This window comes from Mesobacillus sp. AQ2, from assembly GCF_030122805.1.
Taxonomy (GTDB): Bacteria; Bacillota; Bacilli; order Bacillales; family Cytobacillaceae; genus Mesobacillus; species Mesobacillus oceanisediminis_A.
The window spans coordinates 1,983,717-2,006,806 of record NZ_CP126080.1; the positions used below are offsets into that span (position 1 = coordinate 1,983,717).

The following is a 23,090-nucleotide window of genomic DNA, read 5'->3' on the forward strand; positions in this document are numbered from 1 at the left end:
ATTCAACTTGTTTACTTCAATATTTGGAGCATTTGAGTCAGGCATTATTTATGCAATCATGGCTCTGGGCGTATACTTATCCTTTCGGGTTTTGGATTTTCCGGATTTGACGGTCGACGGCAGCTTCGTAACTGGAGCTGCGGTTGCCGCGATTATGATCGTGAATGGCGCAAATCCATTTGCCGCGACAATGGTGGCACTTGTTGCGGGATTCATTGCAGGGTGCCTGACCGGTGTGATTCATACTGTCGGTAAAGTGAATGCTTTATTATCAGGGATCCTGATGATGATTGCCTTATATTCTATCAATCTGAGGATTATGGGCAAGTCGAATGTGCCGCTATTGAACACCGATACTGCAATGACCTCTGTGAGGGACTTTTTTGAGAAAACAGGAATCGATGGCTTCTTTAATAGCATGCTGACAGCTGTAGGACTGGGAGATAGCCTCCCGCGTACATGGGGAATTCTGATGTTCATGATTTTTGTGACCTTTGCGATCAAGTTCCTGACAGACGCATTCCTTAAAACCGAAATCGGACTTGCAATCAGGGCAACAGGTGACAATAAAAGAATGATCCGCAGTTTTTCTTCCAATACCAATCTGATGATCATCCTCGGCCTGGGACTTTCGAATGCGATGGTAGCATTTTCTGGTGCACTCATTGCCCAGCAGGGTGGATTCGCGGACGTAGGCATGGGAATCGGGATGATCATCATCGGGCTTGCTTCCGTCATTATTGGTGAAGCGCTGTTCGGAACAAAATCAATTGCCAGGACAACATTCGCTGTTATTGGCGGTTCGATTATATACCGTATCGTGGTTACACTGGCCCTAAGGGTAGAGTTCCTTGAACCAGGTGACATGAAACTGATTACAGCAGTGATTGTCATCCTTGCTCTGACTGCTCCGAAGATGATTGAAAGCTACAAAGAGAAAAATAGGAAGGTCAAAAGACAGCTTGAGAACATGAAGATGGTAGCTGTTCCTTCTGAAGGAAAGGGTGAGGCTGGTGCTGCACTTAAATCAGATTCATAGAGTATTCAACGAAGGCACTCCAGATGAGAAGATAGCCCTGGATAATATCAATCTCACATTGAAAAAAGGTGATTTCGTTACCGTCATCGGCAGTAACGGTGCCGGGAAGTCTACCTTGATGAACATCATTTCGGGGGTGATGATTCCTGACCATGGAAAAGTGGAATTGGATGGGAAGGATGTTACCTATATGTCTGAGTACAACCGGTCCAAAATGATCGGGCGTGTCTTCCAGGATCCAATGGCCGGTACGGCTCCTAGCATGACAATCGAGGAAAACCTGGCGATTGCGTACTCAAGGAACAAGCGACGTACTCTTGGCCGTGGGGTGACAAAAAAACGCCGGGAGCTATTTAAGGAAGTATTGGAGTCCTTGCACTTAGGCCTTGAAAACCGCTTGAATGCCAAAGTCGGATTGCTGTCAGGCGGGGAGCGCCAGGCGTTATCCCTGCTGATGGCTACATTCACTGAGCCATCCATCCTCTTATTGGATGAACACACTGCAGCACTTGATCCTTCACGTGCTGAGCTTATCACAAATCTGACAAAAGAAATCGTTGATAAGTACCACCTGACAACGCTGATGGTAACCCATAATATGCAGCAGGCACTCGACCTCGGCAACAGGCTGATCATGATGGATAAAGGACAAATCATCCTCGAAGTCAATGAAGAACAAAAAGCCAAGCTGACAATTGAAGACCTGCTGAATGAATTCCAGCGTATCCGCGGAACGAAGATGGCAAGTGACAGGGCGCTGCTCAGCTAAAAAATCAACCAGCTACGGAAATAGCTGGTTGATTTTTTTTATGGTTAAAAAGAAGAATAGATCATTATATCAGAATTATTTTTAAGAAAATACCAAAATTTCTTACAATTTATTGACCATTTATTTAACGGAATGTTATGATAACGTTAAATAAACGTTATACATATTTGCAACTTGGAAAGGTGGGATATGATGCGAGATGGCTTAAAAGCAGGGCACACGGCCTCCATCGAAGTCATTGTTACACCAGATATGTTTGCCCGCTTTGAAGGAAAGCTCGTCCATCCAGTATACTCCACGGTATCGATGGTGTATCACATGGAGTGGGCTTCGAGACAAATTATACTTCCCTTTTTAGAAGATGATGAAGAGGGAATGGGTGGTGCAGTGACCGTCAAGCATATTGCTCCTTGTATTGAAGGAGCTAAAGTGGTCATTACAGCGACCGTCACAGATCTGCAGGATAATTCCATCCTTACCAATGTCCGGGCAGAAACCAATGGGCGTTTGGTTGGTGTTGGGGAAGTTAAACAAGTAGTCCTTCCCAAGGCAAGGATAACTGAATTATTGACAGGCAGCTAAAAATTTTCGCGCAAAAATGTAAGCGCTAACATGGTTTAACGGAATAAAGGGGGAAAGAAAAAATGGATATGTTTGAACAAATTCGTGAACACGAGCAGGTCGTGTTTTGTAATGATGAAGCAACGGGGTTAAAGGCGATTATCGCGATTCATAGTACACGGTTGGGACCAGCATTGGGAGGCTGCCGCATGTACCCTTATAAGTCAGTCGATGATGCACTTGAAGATGTACTCCGGCTTTCAAAAGGGATGACTTATAAATGCGCAGCTGCCGATGTAGATTTCGGAGGGGGAAAAGCAGTCATTATCGGTGATCCGACGAAGGATAAGAGCCCAGAATTGTTCAGGGCATTTGGCCAGTTCGTTGAGTCGATCCAAGGACGTTTTTATACAGGAACAGACATGGGGACCGACCCGGAGGATTTTGTCCACGCATTGAAGGAAACGAATTGTATCGTTGGCGTTGATGAAGTATATGGCGGCAGCGGTGATTCTTCTGTGCCGACTGCGCAGGGGGTCATCTTTGGATTGCAGGCAACTAGCAAAGCTCTGTGGGACACGGATGATCTCTCTGGCAAATCCTATGCCATCCAGGGTCTGGGCAAGGTTGGCTACAAGGTAGCAGAATATCTGCTGGAAAATGGTGCAGGCCTGTATGTAACAGATATTAATCAAAAAGCGATCGACCAGATAGTCCAGAAAGCGAAGGAAATGGGAGCAGGGATCAAGGTTGTGGGCAGTGATGAAATTTATTCACAGCCTGCCGATATCTTCATTCCATGTGCTATGGGGGGAATCATCAATGATGACACTATACCTCAGCTGCAGGTAAAAGCGGTGGTCGGCTCTGCCAATAATCAGCTCAAGGAAGAACGCCATGGCCATGCCCTCCAGGAAAAAGGAATTCTGTATGCACCTGATTATATTGTCAATGCCGGCGGTTTGATCCAGGTGGCGGATGAGCTTTATTCACCGAACAAAGAGCGCGTCCTTAAAAAGACAAAAGCAATCTATAATTCTCTTTTGAATGTATATAGCCATGCAGAACGAGAAGGAATCACCACAATGGAAGCAGCAAATAAATTCTGTGAAAACCGGATAGAAGCTAGGACCAGAAGGAACAGCTTCTTCTCTCATATGAAACGTCCTAAATGGGCTGTGAGAATGTAATAGAATCTTAGAAATTAAGTTTGTTTGCTATAAAAAATTCAGTGCGATTTTAAAAAAAAGGGTGAGCACATGGATAAGGATTTTCCAACTTTACAAGTGATGGACCAAAACGGAAACATTGTGTCCGAGGAATATAAAAATTTGGTGACTGAAGATCGAGCGAAGCAGTTCTATGCGGAAATGGTAAGAATCCGGACGCTGGACAGAAAATCAGTAAGCCTGCAGCGCCAGGGAAGGATCGGGACATATGCTCCATTCGAAGGCCAGGAGGCTTCCCAGGTTGGAACCGCTCTTGCGCTTGGAAGTGATGATTGGATGTTCCCGACTTACCGCGACCATGGTGCGGCAATGGTGTTCGGCCATTCACTGCGGAATATCCTGCTGTTTTGGAATGGGCGAAACGAAGGCTGTGTCCCGCCGGATGGGAAAAAGATATTCCCGCCGGCTATACCGATTGCGACCCAAATCCCTCATGCTGCTGGAGCAGCGTTCGCTGAAAAACAAAAAGGCACAAAGAATGCAGCAATTTGTTATTTCGGTGATGGAGCCACGTCTGAAGGAGATTTTCATGAAGGGCTGAATTTTGCCAGCGTTTTTAAATCTCCGGTCGTTTATTTCTGCCAGAACAACCAGTATGCGATTTCAGTGCCAATCAGCAAGCAGATGAATTCGGCCACGATTGCGCAAAAAGCGCTGGCCTATGATATGCCTGGAGTGAGGGTGGATGGCAATGATGTTTTTGCCGTATTTCTCGAAACTGAAAAGGCACTTGAACGAGCACGCAATGGCGAAGGGCCAACATTGATTGAGGCGATGACATGGCGCTATGGTTCCCATACAACAGCAGATGACGCTTCCAAATACCGTGACCAGAATGAAAGTGTAATGAAGCGGATGGAAACAGACCCGCTGCTCAGGCTGGAACGCTGGCTGAAGAATGAAGAACTTTATGATGAAGCATGGGCAAAAGAAATCGAAGAGCAGGCTGCTGCAGAAATTGATGCAGCAGTGAAGGAAATGGAGAGTTTCCCAGCTGCAGATCCGTCAGTGATCTTTGATTATGTTTTTGAAAAGCCAACATGGACAATCGAGAAACAAAAGCGGAAGTACCTTGAATTGATCGGGGGTGAGGCTTGATGGAAACTGCAGTTCAGACCAAGACCTTGACGCTGGTCCAGGCGATTACCGATGGGCTGGATACGATGCTGGCAGAAAAGAATGAGGTCATACTCCTTGGTGAAGACATTGGTAAAAACGGAGGAGTATTCCGTGCGACTGATGGCCTTCAGGAGAAATATGGCGAGGAACGTGTGATTGATACACCACTAAGTGAAGCAGGTTTTGTCGGTGCTGCCATTGGAATGGCGGCGAATGGTTTCAGGCCTGTGGTGGAAATCCAGTTCCTGGGATTCATTTATCCAGCATACGAACAAATCATGACACATGCATCTAGACTGAGAATGCGCACTATGGGCCATTATACAGTGCCGATGGTCATTCGCGCTCCTTATGGCGCAGGTGTCCGTGCTCCTGAGATTCATTGTGACAGCACGGAATCAATTTTCACCCACATGCCAGGTATCAAGGTAGTTTGCCCATCCAATCCATATGACGCAAAAGGGTTGATGATTGCCGCGATTGAAGATCCGGATCCTGTTCTTTTTTTGGAGCCGATGCGCAGCTATCGATCATCCCGCGATGAAGTACCTGACGGGAAATATACTGTCGAAATTGGCAAAGGCAAGAAGCTGACTGAAGGCGAGGACGTGACGGTTATTTCCTGGGGCGCGATGGTTCCTGTAGCCATGAAGGCTGTAGAAGAGATGAAGGATAAGGGAGTGCAATGCGAGCTCCTCGACCTCAGGACACTATATCCAATTGATAAAGACCTTGTCATCGAATCGGTCCAGAAAACGGGACGCACCGTCATTGTCCATGAAGCACATGAAACAGGCGGCACGGGAAGTGATTTGATCTCATTGATCAATGATGAAGCATTTCTTTATCAAAAAGCGCCGGCTGAAAGAGTAACAGGCTTTGATACGCCAGTTCCATACTTTGGATTCGAAAACCACTATCTGCCGACCCCGAAAAGAGTCGCAGCAGCAATCGAGAAAGTGATGAAGTTTTAGGAGGCTTGCCGATGGTTGAAGTGAAACTCCACGACATTGGAGAAGGGATGACCGAAGCGGACATTAATTGTTACCTGGTGAAGCCTGGCGACTTAGTCAAGGCCGATGATCCGTTGGTGGAAGTCCAGACCGACAAGATGACCGCTGAGATTCCGGCACCCTGTTCCGGTGTTGTAAAAGAATTATTATTGAAACAAGGACAAACGGTAAAAGTAGGGACGTCACTGTTGATTATTGAAGACCAATCCGGATTGGGAGCAAATGTTGGGCTGCAAAAAGTCAGGGAAGCTGGGGATGAGGAAACAAAGCCTGCAGAAGCAGTAGAAGTTCTTGGCAGACCTGCAGAGCCTGCTGTACCCGTTGGTGTCAGTGTTCGTCTTGGAAGGATTCTTGCTTCTCCATATACAAGGAAAATCGCCCGGGAAAATGGTGTGAATATTATGGAGGTCATAGGTACTGGACCGGCTGGGCGGATCACAGACCAGGATGTATTAGCTTTTGCCAGTTTACGAGACAGCAAGCCTGTGAATGGTTCGGAAGCTGGTTCCGAACTGCAGGTTGCGAAGGTTTCACAATCTGGTTCCGAACAGGTGGCTCCGAGTGTTTCAGAAGCAGGTTCCGAAAGACGGGCTGTGAAGTTTTCGGAAGGTAGTTCTGAAGAAACCGGCAGAGGCCATTCTGAACACCTGGCTGTGACTGAAAGAGCATATACCGAAGATGTACAGAATGATACTGCGGAAACTTCCGGAGATATCCTGCCCTTCCGGGGACGCAGAAAGCAGATTGCCAAAAAGATGGTTCAGTCTCTGTATACCATTCCGCATTGCACCCATTTCGAGGAAGTGGATGTCAGTGAACTGATTGCATTAAGGGAAGAGATCAAGGCATCAGGAAATTCCATCTCAGCGACTGCCTTCTTTATAAAAGCCCTTTCGATCGGGCTGAAAGAATTTCCGGTGTTCAATGCAAAGCTGGATGAAGAAAATGAAAGCATCCAGCTGCTTCGTGAACATCATATCGGGATTGCCGTGGACACTCCAGAAGGACTGATTGTCCCGGTCATCAGGAATGTCGAGAAGAAGAACCTGAAACAAATTCATGAAGAGATGAAGCAGCTGACAAAGCTTGCCCTGAATGACAAGCTCAAGGTCAAAGATATCTCAGACGGTACATTCACGGTGAGCAATGTTGGACCTCTCGGCGGCAGCATCGGCGCAACCCCAATCATCCAGCACCCGCAGACAGCGCTTGTTTCTTTCCATAAAACAAAGAAACGTCCCGTCGTGACGGAACAAGATGAAATTGCGATCCGATCGATCATGAATCTGTCGATGGCTTTTGACCACCGGGTAGCCGATGGTGCAACAGCAGTAGCATTTACAAACCGCTTCGCCCAGTTAATCGAGAATCCGAAGATGATGCTTCTTGAATTGAAGTAATCCAATCAGAATTCTTCACCACATAAAAGCATTATAGCTTTACATCGTGCTCTTGAGAGAGCAGATAGAATTACTATAAAATTATTTTAAATATTTTAAATATTTTTAACAGGAGGTTTTATGATGCAAGAGAAGGTAATGGTATCTGGCCAGACAACAGAAGATTTTTTTCCGGTACAGGATGTAGATTATTTGGAACTCTATGTAGGCAATGCCAAGCAGGCCTCACATTTTTTCCAGACAGCTTTTGGCTTTAAAGTAGTCGCTTATTCAGGACTTGAAACAGGTAACCGGGAAACGACGTCCTATGTGCTGCAACAGCGCAAAATCCGTCTTGTGGTAACTGGAACTTATAATGACTCATCCCGTGTAGCACAGTTTGTGAAAACGCACGGAGATGGCGTGAAGGATATCGCACTGGCAGTGGATGATGTCGAGAAGGCCTACGAGGGAGCGGTCAGCCGCGGAGCAATCGAAATCCAGCCGCCGCATGAGGTCTCGGATGAAAATGGTGTCTTGAAAAAGGCGGTCATCGGTACATACGGTGATACCATCCATACACTGGTTGAGCGGAAGAATTATAAAGGTCTTTTCATGCCAGGATTTGTTGAGCATACAACAACAGTTCCGGTCAATGAAGCAGGTTTCATCGGCATCGACCATGTTGTCGGCAATGTTGAGAGAATGGAAGAATGGGTGAATTATTACGCGAACGTCATGGGCTTCAAGGAAATGAAGCACTTCACAGATAAGGACATTGTGACTGAGTATTCAGCGCTAATGTCCAAGGTTATGCATAATGGAGGCCGGATTAAATTCCCGATTAATGAGCCGGCTGAAGGAAAGCGCAAATCACAGATCCAGGAATACCTTGAATTTTACAATGGTCCTGGCGTCCAGCACCTTGCGATTTTAACAGAAGACATTGTCAGCACGGTATCACAATTGCGTGAAAACGGCGTTGAGTTCCTAAACACTCCTGATTCTTACTATGAAATGCTGTCAGAGCGTGTTGGTGAAATTGACGAAGAAATCGAGAAGCTGAAAGAGCTTAGTATTTTAGTAGACCGTGATGATGAGGGCTATCTGCTGCAAATCTTCACAAAGCCAATCGTCGACCGCCCAACTCTTTTCATCGAAATCATCCAGCGTAAAGGCGCGAGAGGGTTTGGAGAAGGCAACTTCAAGGCACTATTCGAATCGATTGAACGTGAACAGGAACGACGCGGCAACCTATAAAGACCGGGATAAAAGGGGGCGGATTGCTCCCTTTTGTCATAAACGGCGAATTGAAAAATGGGGGATGAACATGAAGGTAAATGCTAGAGCAGAACTTGAAGGGATCACACCATATGCCCTCGGCCAGACAATTGAGGAAATCAAAGAACAATACAAGCTTACAACAGTAAGGAAACTATCTGATAACGAAAATGTTTATGGGACTTCACCAAAGGTGCGAGAAGCGATCCTGCAGGCATCTGGGAATCTGGCATTTTATCCAGACGGAATGACTTCAGGCATCACCGAAAAGCTGTCAGCACATTATGGATTGGAACCGGAGCACTTTCTGGTTTCTAATGGATCAGAGGAAATCATCCGGCTGCTGACACGAGCCTATATCGATAAAAATGATGAAGCGGTTATGGCAGAAGTAACGTTTCCACGCTATAAAACGAATGTCCTTATAGAAGGCGGAAAAGCGGTCACTGTTCCGATGATTGAAGGACGGCATGACCTGAATGCAATGCTTGAAGCCATCACTGAAAAAACGAAGCTGGTATTTGTCTGCAATCCAAACAATCCGACAGGTACGATTGTTGCGAAACAGGAGCTGCTTTCTTTTATCGGCAATGTGCCATCAAAAGTACTGGTCGTAATGGATGAAGCATACTTTGAATACACCGATTCCGAGGACTTTCTGGATTCGATGCCTCTGCTTGATCAATATGAAAATCTCGCCATCTTAAGGACCTTTTCGAAAATCTATGGTCTTGCTAGCCTGAGGATAGGCTATGGAATCATGCATCCGGAAATCGCAAAAGAGCTTCATAAAGTCAGGGATGTATTCAATGTGAACCAGCTGGCGCAGGCTGCGGCCATGGCAGCAATTGGGGATCAGGACTTCGTAAAGGATTGCGCAGCAAAAAATAGTGCAGAACGGGAATTCCTCCGTAAAAAGTTCAGGGAGTTGGAGATTCAGAGTTTCCCTTCACAATCCAATTTCCTTTTTGCTTACACGAACACTCCCGTCATCCAGACACTGACAGAGAACGGTGTCCTTGTCCGCCAGATGAAGCTTCCTGGCTATAAGGAAGCGTTCAGGATCACACTTGGCACCCGTGAGGATCATGAATTCATCCTGCACGTCGTCAGCCAGCATTTTCACGAAAGGGCGGTGTAGGAGTTGGAAATCAAAACAGACAGTCTCGAATGGAAAGACGCATATAAACTTTTGCAGGGTTCGGTGCTGCCTCGCCCAATCGCATTCGTCTCAAGCCAGGATGAAAACGGAACTACCAATCTGGCGCCTTTCAGTTTTTTCACCGTCATCAGCGCCAATCCGATGATGGTCTGCTTTTCTCCGATGAGGCGAGGGACGGATGGAGCGAAGAAGGATACATTGAACAATATTGAAGCAACGAAACAGTTTGTCATCAATATTGTCAGTAAGGATTTCATCCAACAAATGAATGATTGCGCAACTGAATTCCCATCTGATGTTGATGAGTTTGAGGCCTCTGGTCTGACAAAGACAGAAAGTGCCGTTGTTAAACCCCCGAGGGTCCGGGAGTCCAGGGTACACCTTGAGTGTGAACTTGATCAGGTCCTCCATTTCGGGCAGGACGAAGCTGGTGCCGGCAGCCTTGTAATTGGAAAAGTCGTTCATGTACATGTCGACGATGATTTATATGAAAATGGCAGGATCAATTCAGAAAAGCTGAACCCGGTCGGCAGGCTGGCTGGCGCAACGTACACGCTGCCGCTTGCCAGGACCTTTGAGCTGCAAAGGAAATAGGTGATGACATGAAATTCATAACGTTTTTGAAAAAAGATGGTTCCATCCGTGCCGGCTGGATTAATTCACGCAATGAAGCCGTGGATATGCATGAAGCAACCAATGGGCATTTGCCGGAAAATATGCTGTCATTCCTTGATAATCATGAAGAACATTTGGAATATATCAAACAGGATCAAGCACTATTGGACAGCGAAACGGGAACATATCTGCTGAAAGAAGTCAGGTTGAAAGCGCCGCTGCATAACCCGAAGAGCGTCCGTGATTTCTACGCCTTTGAACAGCATGTAAAAACTGCCCGGGAGAACCGAGGACTTGAGATGATTCCGGAATGGTATGAGATCCCCGTTTTTTATTTTACCAACCATCTCGCAATCAAGGATCCTGAAGAAGAAATCAGGCGGCCGCGCACATGCGAGTGGCTGGATTACGAGCTTGAAATCGCCTGTGTCATCGGAAAAGAAGGCCGCAACATAAAAGCCGAAGATGCCGAACAGCATATTTTTGGTTTTATGGTCATGAATGACTGGAGTGCGCGAGACCTTCAGAGGAAGGAAATGAAGGTCGGACTTGGTCCGGCAAAAGGAAAGGATTTTGCCACATCCTTCGGTCCATATCTAGTTACAAAGGATGAGCTGGAATCACGTAAAGCCGGCAAAGGATATGACCTGCAAATGAAAGCAAGAGTGAATGGCAGAGAGCTCTCTTCTGGCAATATGAAGGATCTTTATTATTCCTTTGGAGAGATGATTGAACGTGCTTCGGCGGGGACGACGCTGTACCCGGGTGAAGTGATTGGCTCAGGCACTGTCGGAACAGGCTGCATACTCGAGCTTGGCAGTGACGTGCACCGCTGGCTGGAGCCTGGCGATGAAGTCGAACTTGAGATTGAGGGACTGGGTGCCCTTAAAAATAAAATTATTGAAGACTAGAAAGAAGGTGGATTCATGTACTACCGTCAGATGGGAGAAATCCCGAAGAAACGCCATACCATTTTTAAAAAAGAGGATGGTTCGCTATTCCGTGAGCAGGTAATGGGAACAAAGGGCTTTTCCGGTACTCAGTCGATCCTTTATCACCACCATATGCCGACTGAAGTAGTAAAAAGCGAATTGATCGGCAGTTATTTGCCTGAATATGAGGAGCAGGGATCGCTGAATCACAGGCATTTTCTGACTGATCAGATTACGGCAAAAGGTGACGCCCTCAGCGGAAGAGAATATATACTTGGCAATGACGATCTGCTCATTGGTTTTGCCAGTATTGATGAACCAATGAAACAATTTTACCGAAATGGCGATGGAGATGAAATGTTCTTTTTCCACCATGGATCAGGTAAGATTGAAACGATGTTTGGGACTTTGAATTATCAGCCGGGAGATTATGTAGTGATTCCGATTGGCACGATTTACAGGGTGGTGCCTGACGGTTTAGAAATGACGAAAGCGCTTATTGTGGAATCGTTCAGCCAGATTACGACACCGCGCCGATATCGCAACGAATATGGCCAGCTGCTTGAACACAGCCCATTCTGCGAGCGTGATATCCGCGGACCAGAGACATTGGAAACGGTCTCTGAAAAAGGGGAACACGAGGTTATTACAAAGACGCGCGGGCATCTTCACCGCCATGTGCTGAACCATCATCCGCTTGATGTCGTCGGCTGGGATGGATATCTGTATCCGTGGGCCTTCAATATCGAGGACTTCGAGCCGATCACTGGCCGTATCCACCAGCCGCCTCCGGTCCATCAGACATTCGAAGGACATAACTATGTAGTTTGTTCGTTTGTGCCGAGGCTTTACGATTACCATCCTGAAGCGATTCCGGCACCTTACTACCATAGCAACGTCAACAGTGATGAACTGTTGTACTATGTAGAAGGAAACTTCATGAGCCGGAAAGGCATCAAGGAAGGTTCGATCACTTTGCACCCAAGCGGAATCCCGCATGGTCCGCATCCGGGTAAGACTGAAGCAAGCATCGGCAAGAAAGAGACACTTGAGCTTGCCGTCATGATTGATACCTTCCGCCCGCTGAAGACCGTTAAAAAAGCTAAAGATATTGAAGATGATCAGTATATGTATACATGGATTGAGAAATAGGAAAAAAGGCTAATTCGCTGGCAGGTGGATTGGCCTTTTTATATGATTATAAATTTGGAAAAAATGCGCGCTTTTTTCCAAGTCGCCAATAAATTTAATTTATCGCCAAAAAAAATTGTGAACTCCGCCAATAAAATGAGTTTTTCGCTTATAAGCATATTCACCCCATGGAAAAGGGTATAGAAAAGATAGGCTTTTCCTCTTCAAGACGAAATAATCGGAAAAACAATGGGCAATACTATCAAAATCGATTACGTTTAGGAGGATATAATGTGACTTTATCTATCTTTGCCCTGGGCGGCATCAATGAAATCGGCAAAAATATGTATGTTGTCCAGTATGAGGACGATATTTTTGTGATTGATTGCGGAGGCAAGTTTCCTGATGAGAGTTTGCTCGGAATAGATTTGATCATCCCTGAAATGACCTTTCTGGAGGAAAATCGGGAAAAAATCCGCGGGTTGATTGTGACTCATGGACATGAGGATCATATTGGCGGTGTTCCTTATTTTTTCAAAAAGCTTAAGACGCCTGTATATGCGACAGATTTCACGCTTGGATTAATCGAGTTGAAACTGAGTGAGCACAAGCTATTAAGAGGTACGGAACTGAAGAAAATCAATTCAGATTCAGAACTGGATTTCGGCAAGGTCAAGGTTTCCTTTTTCAAAGTGAGCCACAGCATACCGGATTGCCTCGGGATTGTTTTCCAAACTCCTGAAGGGAATGTCGTCCATACAGGAGACTTCAAATTCGACCTTACCCCTGCGAATGATGAACAATCGGAAATCCATAAAATGGCGAGGATCGGGACAGATGGTGTTTTGGCCTTGCTTTCTGAGAGCACAAATGCAGAACGGACAGGATTGACACCATCTGAACGGATGGTTGCCGGCCATTTGGAAGAGGCGTTCATGAAGGTGGAAGGCAAAATTTTTGTTTCTACTTTCGCCTCGAATGTGAACAGGGTACAGCAGGTTGTCGAAGCAGCAATCAAAACAGACAGGAAGCTTGTCTTGCTTGGCAGGAGCATGGTGAATGTTGTGGATGTTGCGATAGAACGAGGATACTTGAATGTCCCGGAAGGAATGCTGATACAGCCGCAAGCTGTCGACCAGTTGGACCCGGGCAAGGTGGCCATTCTTTGTACAGGCAGCCAGGGGGAACCGATGGCGGCACTATCCCGGCTCTCCACAGGAAATTACCGTGATGTCAACATATACCCAGGAGATACGGTCATCATGGCGGCATCCCCGATTCCAGGGAATGAAAAAGATGTATCGAAGATCATCGACAATTTATTCAGGCTCGGTGCGAAAGTCATTTACGGCTCAGGCAGTACAACGGGCATGCATGTTTCAGGGCATGGCTATCAGGAAGACCTCAAGCTGATGCTTACATTGATGAAACCGAAATATTTTATCCCGATTCATGGAGAATACCGGATGCTTCACCATCACCGTTTATTGGCAGAATCGGTGGGAGTGGAACAAGGGCATACGTTCATTATCAAAAATGGGGATATCGTTGACATTGAAAATGGTGAAGCACGCCAGACGCGGAATATTCCGGCTGGTGATACCTATGTGGATGGTGTCAGTGTCGGGGATGTTGGCGAAATCGTGCTCAGGGACCGCAAGCAGCTTTCCGAGGATGGCATGCTGGTGATTGTCCTGACTTTGAGCAAGGCCGAACGGAAAATAATCTCGGGGCCTGATACCATTTCGCGAGGCTTTGTGTTTGTGAAAAACTCGGAGGACCTGATGCGTGATGTGAATAATCTCGTTACGAAGACTGTAACTGAACTGCAGGAGGATAATGTTCACCGCTGGAATGTCATCAAGCAGGGAATCAAAAAGGCGGTTGGCCAGCATATTTTCCAGCAGACAAGAAGGAAGCCGATGATCCTGCCGATTATCATTGAAATCTAACCAGGTACTGATCAAGTATCTGGTTTTTTGGTTGACATAACACTATATGGTGTTATAAATTAGAAAGTGACACAAAAAGGTGTTATAAAAACATTGGAGGTCAAACCATGACTATACAACCTGAAATACGCAAAACAATCTTATTGAATGCACCAATTGAAAAAGTGTGGAAAGCAGTTGCCACTTCGGAAGGAATAGCCGCATGGTGGATGCCGAATACGTTCGAAGCAGAACTTGGCAGGGAGTTCATTCTGCACGCTGGGCCTTTTGGTGATTCGCCATGCAAGGTGACAGAATTGGATCCGCCAAATCGACTTGGTTTTGACTGGGGAAAGGATTGGCATCTTGTATTTGAGTTAAGCGATCTTGATGGCAAGACTGAATTTACATTAATACACTCCGGCTGGGATCCTGAAAAGGTTACTGAATTCGGCCAGCCACACACAATTGTCCAGGGTATCATGGATAATGGCTGGGATAAGATCGTCAAAGAAGCACTTCCTTCCTATATCGAGGGTTAACATGCCAGCTTCTCAAGCGAGACATGATGTGTTCCAGGCTGTCGCGGATCCGACTCGCCGAAAAATTTTAAAGCTTCTTGCCGATAAGGAGATGCCGATCGCCTCCATAACTGAAAGATTCCCGATAACCAGGACTGCCGTCAATAAGCATTTATTTGTGTTATCAGAAGCGGGGCTCGTCACCAGCAGGAAAATTGGACGGGAAACACGTTACCTATTGCAGCCGGAACCGCTCCGTGAATTACAGGAATGGCTATCCTTTTTCGAAATCTATTGGGATAACAAATTATCGGCACTGAAAAACTTTGTGGAATCTGATGAATAATAGGAGGCAATCACATGGAAAAAGCAACCCCGTTTTTGATGTTCGAAGGTAATGCAGAGGAAGCAATGAAGTATTATACTTCGCTTATCGAAGATTCCAAAATCACCTCCATATCAAGGTATGGATCAGATGGGCCAGGACAGGAAGGGAGCGTCATTCTGGCGACCTTTACCTTAAAAGGGCAGGAATTCATGTGCATCGACAGCAATATACATCATGAATTCACGTTTACTCCATCTTTTTCAATCTACCTTACCTGCAGTTCTGAAGATGAAATTGACCATTTGTATGAAAAACTGTCTAAAGCAGGTTCAGTATTAATGCCCTTAGGGGATTATTCCTTCAGTAAAAAATTCGCCTGGACAGTTGACAGGTTTGGCGTCTCCTGGCAATTGAATCTGCCTAATTAATCCTTGTGAGCATGGAGAATCCTCCATGCTTTTTACATTCCTGCTTAACAAATGCTGTGATAAAGTCTACACTAATAATTATTGATAAACGCATCTGCCAGGAGGGAAGCAGGCATGGAAATCAAACTGAATCAAAAACTCATCAAAGATTTATGTGGAACTGTTTCCTTTAAACGCGGGGATGCGTTTTACCGTGCGGATAAAGTGAAGTTTACTGATTATAGTGCCAATCGTGCAGAAGCAATTGTATCAGGTGCAGATGACTTCCAGGTCACTGTCATGAATACCGGGGATGGACGTTTCCAGACTGAGTGCACATGCCCGAAGCTTGCATCTGTCACACAAGAGTGCCAGCATGTGGCATCTGTCCTGATTGCGATTCTCGATCAACAGAAGCGGGGAAGTACTACCAGGATAATTCCAACGAAAAACGAACTTGCTGATGGAATGCTGGCCATTTTCACTGAAGAGCCCAGGAGGAAAAGCGGCCATCAGCTGCATTTTGAAACGAGGAAAATCTTGAATACTCAGTTTGTAATCAAGCCACTGGCAGGCAGCAACCAGGAGAATTTGTTAGGTGTCTCCATCAGCCTGGGGCCAGTCAAAGTCGATGATCTGGCAAGCTTTTTATTGAGTATAGCGAAACGCGAGCCAGCAGCGATTTCTCCTCTGTTCCAATACGATCCACAGCTCCATTGCTTTCAAAATGAAACGGATTCTGTCATTATGCTGCTGACTCAAATTGTCCAGGATGCGGATTTGGCTATTAATAAAGGAGACGATGCTTCGATAGTGATCATACCGCCATCATTTTGGCAGCAAATACTGCAGCTGCTTAGGAAGGTGCCAGATGCAAAACTGGAAAGTGGCGGCGAGATTACAGAATTCACTGTTAGCAACGAAAAGCTTCCGCTGGAATTCAATTTTGAAAAAAATACAGCGAATGACTATTCCTTGAAAATTGTCGGCATCCATGCTTTGACTGTTTTCGATAAATATAACGTGGTTTTGTCCAACAGCCAATTAGTGGAACTAAGCCCGGAGGATTTCAGCCGATTGTTTGAACTGAAAAATATGCTGGCGAAATCAAAGACAGACAGCATTCCAATTTTACAGGATCAAATGGGATTCTTCGTGGAAAAAGTCGTTCCCGGCCTGCGCCGTATTGGCGAGGTGCAAATCGATGGCGATATGGCGAAGCAATTCCTGACAGACCCCTTGGCGGCGAAGCTTTACCTTGACAGGGTCAATAACCGATTGCTGGCAGGACTGGAGTTCCAATATGGCAATATTGTATTCAACCCGCTCGAGGACAGGGAACCCCGGGTGAATTCGCTGTTGATCCGTGATGTTGAAAAAGAAGATGTGATCATTGATATACTGGACGAAAGTTCTTTCGCCAAAACGGATGGCGGTTATTTTTTGCATAATGAAGAACTCGAATATGAATTCCTGTATCATGTGCTGCCGAAACTCCAGAAATTTGTTCAGGTCTATGCAACGACTGCGGTCAGGAACAGGATATTCAGGGAGCCGGCCAGACCGCAAATCCGTGTGAAGGTAAAAAAAGAACGGACAAACTGGCTTGAGTTCAAGTTTGAAATGGATGGAATAGCCGAAAAGCAAATTCGGGAAATCCTTGAAGCACTGGAAGAGAAGCAGAAATACTTCCGTTTGCGCAATGGGATGCTAATGTCGCTTGAAACACGAGAATGGGAAGAAATCCAGCGTTTCTTAAAAGCAGGGCCGATCCAGGCAGAGGACCTGGAAAAAGGGTTGAACATGCCGATCATACGGGGAATGCAGATGCTGGATTCATTCGATGATCAATCTGTCATTCTTGCAGAAGAATCCTTCAGGAAATTTTTGGAGGAAATCACCCTTCCGTCAGAAGCTAAATACGTGATTCCTGAAAAACTAGAGCCAGTTTTGCGCGAATACCAAAAGCAGGGCTACCAGTGGCTTAAGACAATCGCAAGTTATGGCTTTGGAGGCATCCTAGCTGATGACATGGGGCTGGGGAAAACGCTTCAAAGCATCACTTATATAGCTTCAGAACTCCCAGATGCAAGGGATAGGAACCAGCCAATTCTGATTGTTTGTCCTTCATCACTGGTCTATAACTGGCTGAGTGAATTTTTGAAATTCACACCAGAAATAGATGCTGTAATCATTGACGGAAATAAAAACGAACGGGCCAGACTATTAACAGCTGTTTCGGAAATGGATGTCGTCATCACTTCTTACATGCTGTTAAGGCAAGACATCCACTTATATGAAAAAATAAAATTCCATACTGTCTTTTTCGATGAAGCACAAGCCTTCAAGAATCCGTTGACGCAAACGGCAAAGGCGGTTATGAATATCCAGGCAGAGCACCGATTTGCCTTGACTGGAACGCCGATTGAAAACTCAACAGAAGAACTGTGGTCCATTTTCAGGGTAGTATTCCCGGAGCTGTTCCAGGGATTAAAGGAATACAGCCATCTGACAAGCAAAACAATCGCACGAAGAATCCGGCCATTCTTGCTGCGGAGAGTAAAAGAGGAGGTACTTGGAGAGCTGCCTGAAAAAATAGAATCCATTGATAGAGTGGAATTGCTTCCTGAACAAAAGAAGCTTTATGCAGCATATTTGGCCAAGCTTCGTCATCAAACCTTAAAGCAGCTTGATAAGAACACAATCAGAAAAAATCGGATTAAAATCCTCGCCGGACTTACCAGACTCAGGCAAATTTGCTGCCACCCGGGCCTGTTTGTCGATGGATACAAGGGAAGTTCTGCAAAGTTTGAACAATTGAAGAAAATAATCGAGGAATCCAGATATGCTGGCAGGAGGGTATTGATCTTCTCACAGTTCACTAAAATGCTTGGCATGATTGCGAGGGAGTTAGCATATCAGGGCATTCCCTACTTTTACCTGGATGGACAGACGCCATCCGAAGACCGGGTACAAACTTGCGAAAAGTTCAATGCCGGAGAGCGGGATTTTTTCCTGATTTCATTGAAAGCAGGAGGGACGGGCTTGAATCTGACTGGAGCCGATACAGTCATCCTTTATGATTTATGGTGGAATCCAGCGGTTGAAGAGCAGGCTGCTGACCGGGCACACCGTATGGGCCAGAAAAATAAAGTTCAGGTCATTAAATTAATCTCAAAAGGAACGATTGAAGAGAAAATGAATGAGCTGCAGGAGAAAAAGCGAAATATGATCGAAGAAATCATTGAAGAAAAATCCTCAGTGACGCTGACAGAGGATGATATCCGCGAAATCCTTATGATATGACTTCTTAGAGAGTTATAGCTTTAACAAAGTTCTAGTTAGGCCGATAATAATCTGTGAGCCAAGCTTTTGCATGATATAGATAGAGGAGAGATTATATTGGCCAATAAAGGATTGAACGTAGGCAAGCAAGCACCGGATTTTACGCTGCAGGGGACAAATAATACAAAATATAGTTTATCTGATTTTTCCGGCCAGCCGGTCATTCTTGTCTTTTTAAGAGGCACATGGTGACCGAACTGCCGGAATCAGCTGGTCCAGCTGAATGAACATTATGATTTCCTAAAAGAAAAAGGGCTTCAAGTATTGGGTATTGCAGGCCAGAATTTAAAAGGAATCCAATCGTATGTAGACAAAGAAGGAATAAAAATTCCGATTTTGTCTGATGAATCCAGGCAAGTCATTAAGAGATATGAAGTATTTGTCCCTATTAAATGGGATAGTTTCAGGATTGCAATTCCAAGCACCTATATTTTGGATGAAGATCATGTCATCCGTTACAGCTATATCGGGGATTCGCAATTCGATCGCCCGGCGCTCGAAGAGATTTTCAGCAAAGTGGATGAATTCCGTCTTCCTGGCGAAGCCGGGGAGGAACCGGAGGGTACCGGGAACGCTGCTGTTTTTGTTGGAGCAATGAGGGAGACCTTCCAGGATATTGTATTATCTACCCATACAATTCAAACCAGTGTCAAACACAATCTATCGTCCATTCATGAACTGGAAAATCAGCTAACTCAGAATAAAGAGGCGTTATCACAATTCTTTTCTGTATTTGAGCAAATGGAATCACAGATCAATCGATACAGTGAGGCAATTGATAAGGTAGTTGATGGCTCTGTTGCTGTCATAGAGGATAATAGACAGGCCTCTGACCATATGAAACAAACATCTGAATTGCTGAAGGAATTAGTGGGTTTGACACAAACGATTGGAAGCATCAGCTCGACTATTTCTTCAATTTCTGCCCAAACAAAAATCCTTGCCTTGAATGCTTCCATTGAAGCGGCAAGAGCGGGGGAGCATGGGAAAGGTTTTTCAGTGGTGGCAAAAGAAGTTGGCAAACTGGCAGCTGCTTCTTCAGATGCGTCACAAAACATTTCCACACAACTGGAAGAAATCGAAAATAAAATCAGTTCAAGTTTCTCTTCATTTAATGATTTTGACGGGCTGATGCAGCAAATTGACGCAAAGGTAAAATCACAAAACAAAGAGTTGGAAACGATCTCGTCTGGCATACTGTCCATTAAGGACGAGAGTACCTCCCTGGCGGACCGTCTGCGAAACATCACTGACCGTGAAGAAGCCCAACAGCGGAAAATTGGCTCAGTTAAACAACAGGAATTGAATATCTCCTCAGAGATCGATGGCATCAACAGCGATATTGAGGAAAATAATAAGCTTCTGCTTGAGTTAGATCAGAGAGTGCATTAATCATAAAAAGCTAGCCCCTTTGTCAAAAACAAAGGGGCTTTTAGTGTCTTTATTTTGGTTCGCTATCTAGATAAGACCTAAGAGTCTGCTGTAATGTTCCCCTGGTATCTGCTTTTTGATCCAGGTTGATTCCAGTATGGATCATTTTCCTTACAAGCTCAGGGCGCATCCCGGTTATGACAGCCTTAGAGCCCATCATGGCAACACCATTCAAGACTTTTTGGAAATGGTCGATGACGTTCATTTCCATATCCGCAATTCCGGATAGGTCCATGATCAAGGTCTGGACTTTTAGCCTGGATATATCCATCAGGACCTTTTCTTCAATAATCTGCATTCTGTAATCATCAATCATCCCGATTAGCGGAAGTACGGCAACAGTAGCGCTGACAGGGATAATAGGAACGGAGAGATGTTCAACCAATTTTCGCTGTGAATTGAGCAGTTCATCCTTGTACTTTGTATAAGTTAAGAAGAAGGTATTCAAGAATTGGTCTACCTGGTCATTGATCTTTTTCTCCAGCTGGAAAAAATCCTCGCGATCGGTATCATTATTATGCAATTGGTCATACTGGTTCAGAAATTGCCATAACGTCCGGCGGATGGCCTGAATCCATTCTAGTTTGAAGGCAACAGTCAAAGAATGTTCTGCCCAGGCGATCCCTTCTTGTTCAGCAAAAGCGATCAGTTCATCTTCTTGCTCCTCAACTATGTAGACAATCAACTTTTCAGCGTTCTTTAACAGGTCAATATTTCCCTTTTGAAGGATTTCGTGAATTTTAGTAGCAACATTCACTGCTTCTGATAATAATTGTTTTTCAAACTGGTCTCTATTTGTTTTAATGAAATCGGTTATATCTTTTTCGTTAAAAGTTGATTCCATTTCTTTGTACACTCCTCAATATATACTTTACTGTAATTAACAACACAGATATAGGGAAAACTACTCCTTTTTAAAACTGTATCAAAATGGGGTGGCGAATTCAAATAATTAAAAGCTTGTTCTCTATAATTAAAGGATAAATCAAATTATAAAAGAAGTATAATAAATAGTATTTTTTAGAGGGGGAAATCAATGGGCTGGTTGGTTATTGTCATTATTGGATATTAGCCGATAATTTACCGAATCCATCGACGGCTAGATTTTTTGGAAAAAGAAGTTGAACGGTTGAGTAAAGACAACGAGAGCCGGAGAAGTGAATAGCGATTGGTTGCATCCAGATAACTTTGTTAATCATAAAGTTATTATGTAAAGTGGTTTCGAAAGGGAGAAATTAGCAGATGAAACAGGAAAAAGAAATATTGAGCCTGCTGGTTGATTGGGCACAGCGAAATGATCATATACGCACAGTTCTTATGACAAGTTCCCGAGCCAACCCGCACGCTTTCACAGACTTATTTACCGACTATGATTTCGAAATCTTTGTGGATGATTTAGATGGTTTTATGAGTGACGATGGCTGGCTCGATCAATTTGGTACGCTCATCAAGAAAGTGGTTTTGCAGGACGGGAACTGGCGTACGCGTCTAGTCCTTTACGAGGATGGCACAAAAATCGATTTTCAGATATCAACCAATGATTTCATAAAGAGCCTCACAAAGCTTAAAGAGCTGCCGGCAAAATATGATAATGGCTATAAAGTCCTATTGGACAAGGATGATTACACTAAAAGAATGCCCGCTCCTTCCTATAAGGCTTTTATCACAAAGAGGCCCTCGGAAGAAATCTATGCTGAGATCATCCACAGTTTTTGGGGAGATACGGCATACGTAGCCAACAGTCTCTGGCGTGATGAACTGTATTTTGCAAAATTCATGCTCGACAATGTGATCCGATTCGATTACCTTCAGCCAGCAATTGAATGGTATCTTGGGGTCAAATATGATTGGTCAATAAATCCCAACAAGTTCGGGCGCTGGTTCAAACGTTACCTGGATCCCGATACATGGTCAGAATTGGAGGGGACTTATGCAGGAGCCGGGATTGAAGAAAACTGGGCAGCCCTTTTCAGGACTGCAGACCTGTTCAGCCGTCTGGCCCAGGAAGTCGGGGAGAGTTTGGGGTATCAGTATCCAAGGGAGAATGAGCAGAAAATGAGGGAGTACTTGTTGAAAGTCAGGAAACTGCCAGCAGAAGCGGATAGTTTCGAATAATGAAGTGTAAAGGCTGCCATGAAGATTCATGACAGCCTTTCTATTATTCTTAAATGTTCGTTAGTATGATTTGATTATTGCGAAAAAAGTCCTTGATAAAAAACTCCCCCAAAAAGGTTGAGAATTTTTCAACTAATGGTAAAATTAGCTAAAATATCAACGTGATTATCATCGGATAAGTTTTATATTTTTATAGATACAAAGGAGTATTTTAGGATGTTAACTTTAAAGCCAATAACAAAGGACAACTGGGAGGAGGCAATCGAGTTAAAAGTTAAAGAAGAGCAAAAGCTTTTTATGGCTTCAAACCTGTATTCAATTGCTGAAGTCCAGTTCCTTGACCAGTTCTAAGCTTACGGGATTTATGATGGTGATCAGATGGTGGGCTTTGCGATGTATGGCATTGACCCGGATGACAATAACTATTGGATTTATCGGCTGATGATCGATGAGGCACATCAGGGAAAAGGGCTTGGAACGGAAGCTGTAAAATTGATCGTTGACGAGATCAAAAAGAAAAACACTGCTGGAATTCCGCTCATAATGATCGGCTACAACCAGGAAAACGCAGGTGCAAAAGCAACCTACATGAAAGCGGGCTTTGTTGAGACAAAAGTCGCTCCTTGGGGAGAGCAGCTGGCAGCATATAGACCGAAGAAAGATGTTCAATGAAAGTCAAAAGTGAGAGAGACTAATGCAAAAGTTACATCACCGAGGTGACGGATATAAATGAGAGAAACGAAGTCAAAAGTGTCCATTAACTGGACTATGACGGACAAAAG

20 protein-coding genes and 1 pseudogene are annotated in these 23,090 nt (G+C 44.8%); 20 read left to right on the top strand and 1 reads right to left on the bottom strand.

Translation table 11 applies throughout. The annotated features are described in order from the left end of the window. Positions 1 to 7 precede the first annotated feature (7 nt). The 18 genes from QNH36_RS09760 to QNH36_RS09845 all read left to right on the top strand — a co-directional run bounded on the left by QNH36_RS09760 (position 8) and on the right by QNH36_RS09845 (position 20,154). Positions 8 to 1,039 (top strand): ABC transporter permease, encoded by a 1,032-nt coding sequence (locus QNH36_RS09760; RefSeq protein WP_144476023.1) that lies wholly within the window; start codon positions 8 to 10, stop codon positions 1,037 to 1,039. Further along, complete coding sequence (locus QNH36_RS09765; protein ID WP_251541857.1) at positions 1,014 to 1,808, top strand: ABC transporter ATP-binding protein; 795 nt, start codon at positions 1,014 to 1,016, stop codon at positions 1,806 to 1,808. Before QNH36_RS09760 ends, QNH36_RS09765 begins: the two co-directional genes overlap by 26 nt. 192 nt (positions 1,809 to 2,000) lie before the next feature. Further along, on the top strand, positions 2,001 to 2,390 hold the full coding sequence (locus QNH36_RS09770) for a thioesterase family protein (RefSeq protein ID WP_144476088.1): 390 nt from the start codon (positions 2,001 to 2,003) through the stop codon (positions 2,388 to 2,390). A 62-nt stretch (positions 2,391 to 2,452) separates the two neighbouring features. Further along, a complete protein-coding gene (locus tag QNH36_RS09775; protein ID WP_144476021.1) occupies positions 2,453 to 3,559 on the top strand; it encodes a Leu/Phe/Val dehydrogenase in 1,107 nt (368 codons plus the stop codon). 69 nt (positions 3,560 to 3,628) lie between these two features. Next, on the top strand, positions 3,629 to 4,696 hold the full coding sequence (pdhA, locus tag QNH36_RS09780) for a pyruvate dehydrogenase (acetyl-transferring) E1 component subunit alpha (protein WP_144476020.1): 1,068 nt from the start codon (positions 3,629 to 3,631) through the stop codon (positions 4,694 to 4,696). After that, complete coding sequence (locus tag QNH36_RS09785) at positions 4,696 to 5,691, top strand: alpha-ketoacid dehydrogenase subunit beta (RefSeq protein ID WP_144476019.1); 996 nt, start codon at positions 4,696 to 4,698, stop codon at positions 5,689 to 5,691. The genes pdhA and QNH36_RS09785 overlap by 1 nt, the downstream gene beginning before the upstream one ends. Positions 5,692 to 5,702: 11 nt before the next feature. Further along, complete coding sequence (locus tag QNH36_RS09790; protein WP_144476018.1) at positions 5,703 to 7,130, top strand: dihydrolipoamide acetyltransferase family protein; 1,428 nt, start codon at positions 5,703 to 5,705, stop codon at positions 7,128 to 7,130. Between the two features lie 120 nt (positions 7,131 to 7,250). Then, a complete protein-coding gene (gene hppD, locus QNH36_RS09795) occupies positions 7,251 to 8,369 on the top strand; it encodes a 4-hydroxyphenylpyruvate dioxygenase (protein WP_395883507.1) in 1,119 nt (372 codons plus the stop codon). A gap of 70 nt (positions 8,370 to 8,439) precedes the next feature. Next, positions 8,440 to 9,531, top strand: coding sequence for a histidinol-phosphate transaminase (gene hisC / locus QNH36_RS09800; RefSeq protein ID WP_260983565.1), 1,092 nt, complete (start codon positions 8,440 to 8,442; stop codon positions 9,529 to 9,531). Positions 9,532 to 9,534: 3 nt separating this feature from the next. Beyond that, the gene (locus QNH36_RS09805) at positions 9,535 to 10,146 is read left to right on the top strand and encodes a flavin reductase family protein (RefSeq protein WP_144476016.1); all 612 of its coding nucleotides are present in this window, start codon (positions 9,535 to 9,537) and stop codon (positions 10,144 to 10,146) included. Between the two features lie 8 nt (positions 10,147 to 10,154). Continuing rightward, entirely contained in the window at positions 10,155 to 11,078 is a 924-nt protein-coding gene (locus QNH36_RS09810) for a fumarylacetoacetate hydrolase family protein (RefSeq protein WP_144476015.1), read from the top strand. 15 nt (positions 11,079 to 11,093) lie between these two features. Further along, a complete protein-coding gene (locus QNH36_RS09815; protein ID WP_144476014.1) occupies positions 11,094 to 12,251 on the top strand; it encodes a homogentisate 1,2-dioxygenase in 1,158 nt (385 codons plus the stop codon). A 323-nt stretch (positions 12,252 to 12,574) separates the two neighbouring features. Next, positions 12,575 to 14,182, top strand: a complete 1,608-nt coding sequence (locus tag QNH36_RS09820) for a ribonuclease J (RefSeq protein WP_481825321.1) — start codon at positions 12,575 to 12,577, stop codon at positions 14,180 to 14,182. 107 nt (positions 14,183 to 14,289) lie between these two features. Further along, positions 14,290 to 14,703 carry an SRPBCC family protein gene (locus QNH36_RS09825; protein ID WP_144476012.1) on the top strand — a complete coding sequence of 138 codons (414 nt, stop codon included), beginning with the start codon at positions 14,290 to 14,292 and terminating at the stop codon, positions 14,701 to 14,703. A 1-nt stretch (position 14,704) separates the two neighbouring features. Beyond that, complete coding sequence (locus tag QNH36_RS09830; protein ID WP_144476011.1) at positions 14,705 to 15,028, top strand: ArsR/SmtB family transcription factor; 324 nt, start codon at positions 14,705 to 14,707, stop codon at positions 15,026 to 15,028. 14 nt (positions 15,029 to 15,042) lie between these two features. After that, positions 15,043 to 15,438 carry a VOC family protein gene (locus tag QNH36_RS09835; protein WP_144476010.1) on the top strand — a complete coding sequence of 132 codons (396 nt, stop codon included), beginning with the start codon at positions 15,043 to 15,045 and terminating at the stop codon, positions 15,436 to 15,438. 114 nt (positions 15,439 to 15,552) lie between these two features. After that, positions 15,553 to 18,723 (top strand): DEAD/DEAH box helicase, encoded by a 3,171-nt coding sequence (locus QNH36_RS09840; RefSeq protein ID WP_144476009.1) that lies wholly within the window; start codon positions 15,553 to 15,555, stop codon positions 18,721 to 18,723. Between the two features lie 111 nt (positions 18,724 to 18,834). Then, positions 18,835 to 20,154, top strand: coding sequence for a redoxin domain-containing protein (locus tag QNH36_RS09845; RefSeq protein ID WP_260983573.1), 1,320 nt, complete (start codon positions 18,835 to 18,837; stop codon positions 20,152 to 20,154). A gap of 49 nt (positions 20,155 to 20,203) precedes the next feature. Here QNH36_RS09845 and QNH36_RS09850 read toward each other — a convergent pair whose 3' ends face one another. Continuing rightward, the gene (locus tag QNH36_RS09850) at positions 20,204 to 21,037 is read right to left on the bottom strand and encodes an STAS domain-containing protein (RefSeq protein ID WP_144476006.1); all 834 of its coding nucleotides are present in this window, start codon (positions 21,035 to 21,037) and stop codon (positions 20,204 to 20,206) included. 398 nt (positions 21,038 to 21,435) lie between these two features. On the opposite strand from QNH36_RS09850, the gene QNH36_RS09855 reads away from it, so the two are divergent. Both QNH36_RS09855 and QNH36_RS09860 read left to right on the top strand, forming a co-directional pair. Further along, positions 21,436 to 22,308 (top strand): aminoglycoside 6-adenylyltransferase, encoded by an 873-nt coding sequence (locus tag QNH36_RS09855; protein ID WP_283905101.1) that lies wholly within the window; start codon positions 21,436 to 21,438, stop codon positions 22,306 to 22,308. A gap of 216 nt (positions 22,309 to 22,524) precedes the next feature. Then, a pseudogene (locus QNH36_RS09860) lies at positions 22,525 to 22,980 on the top strand (GNAT family N-acetyltransferase). Positions 22,981 to 23,090 lie beyond the last annotated feature (110 nt).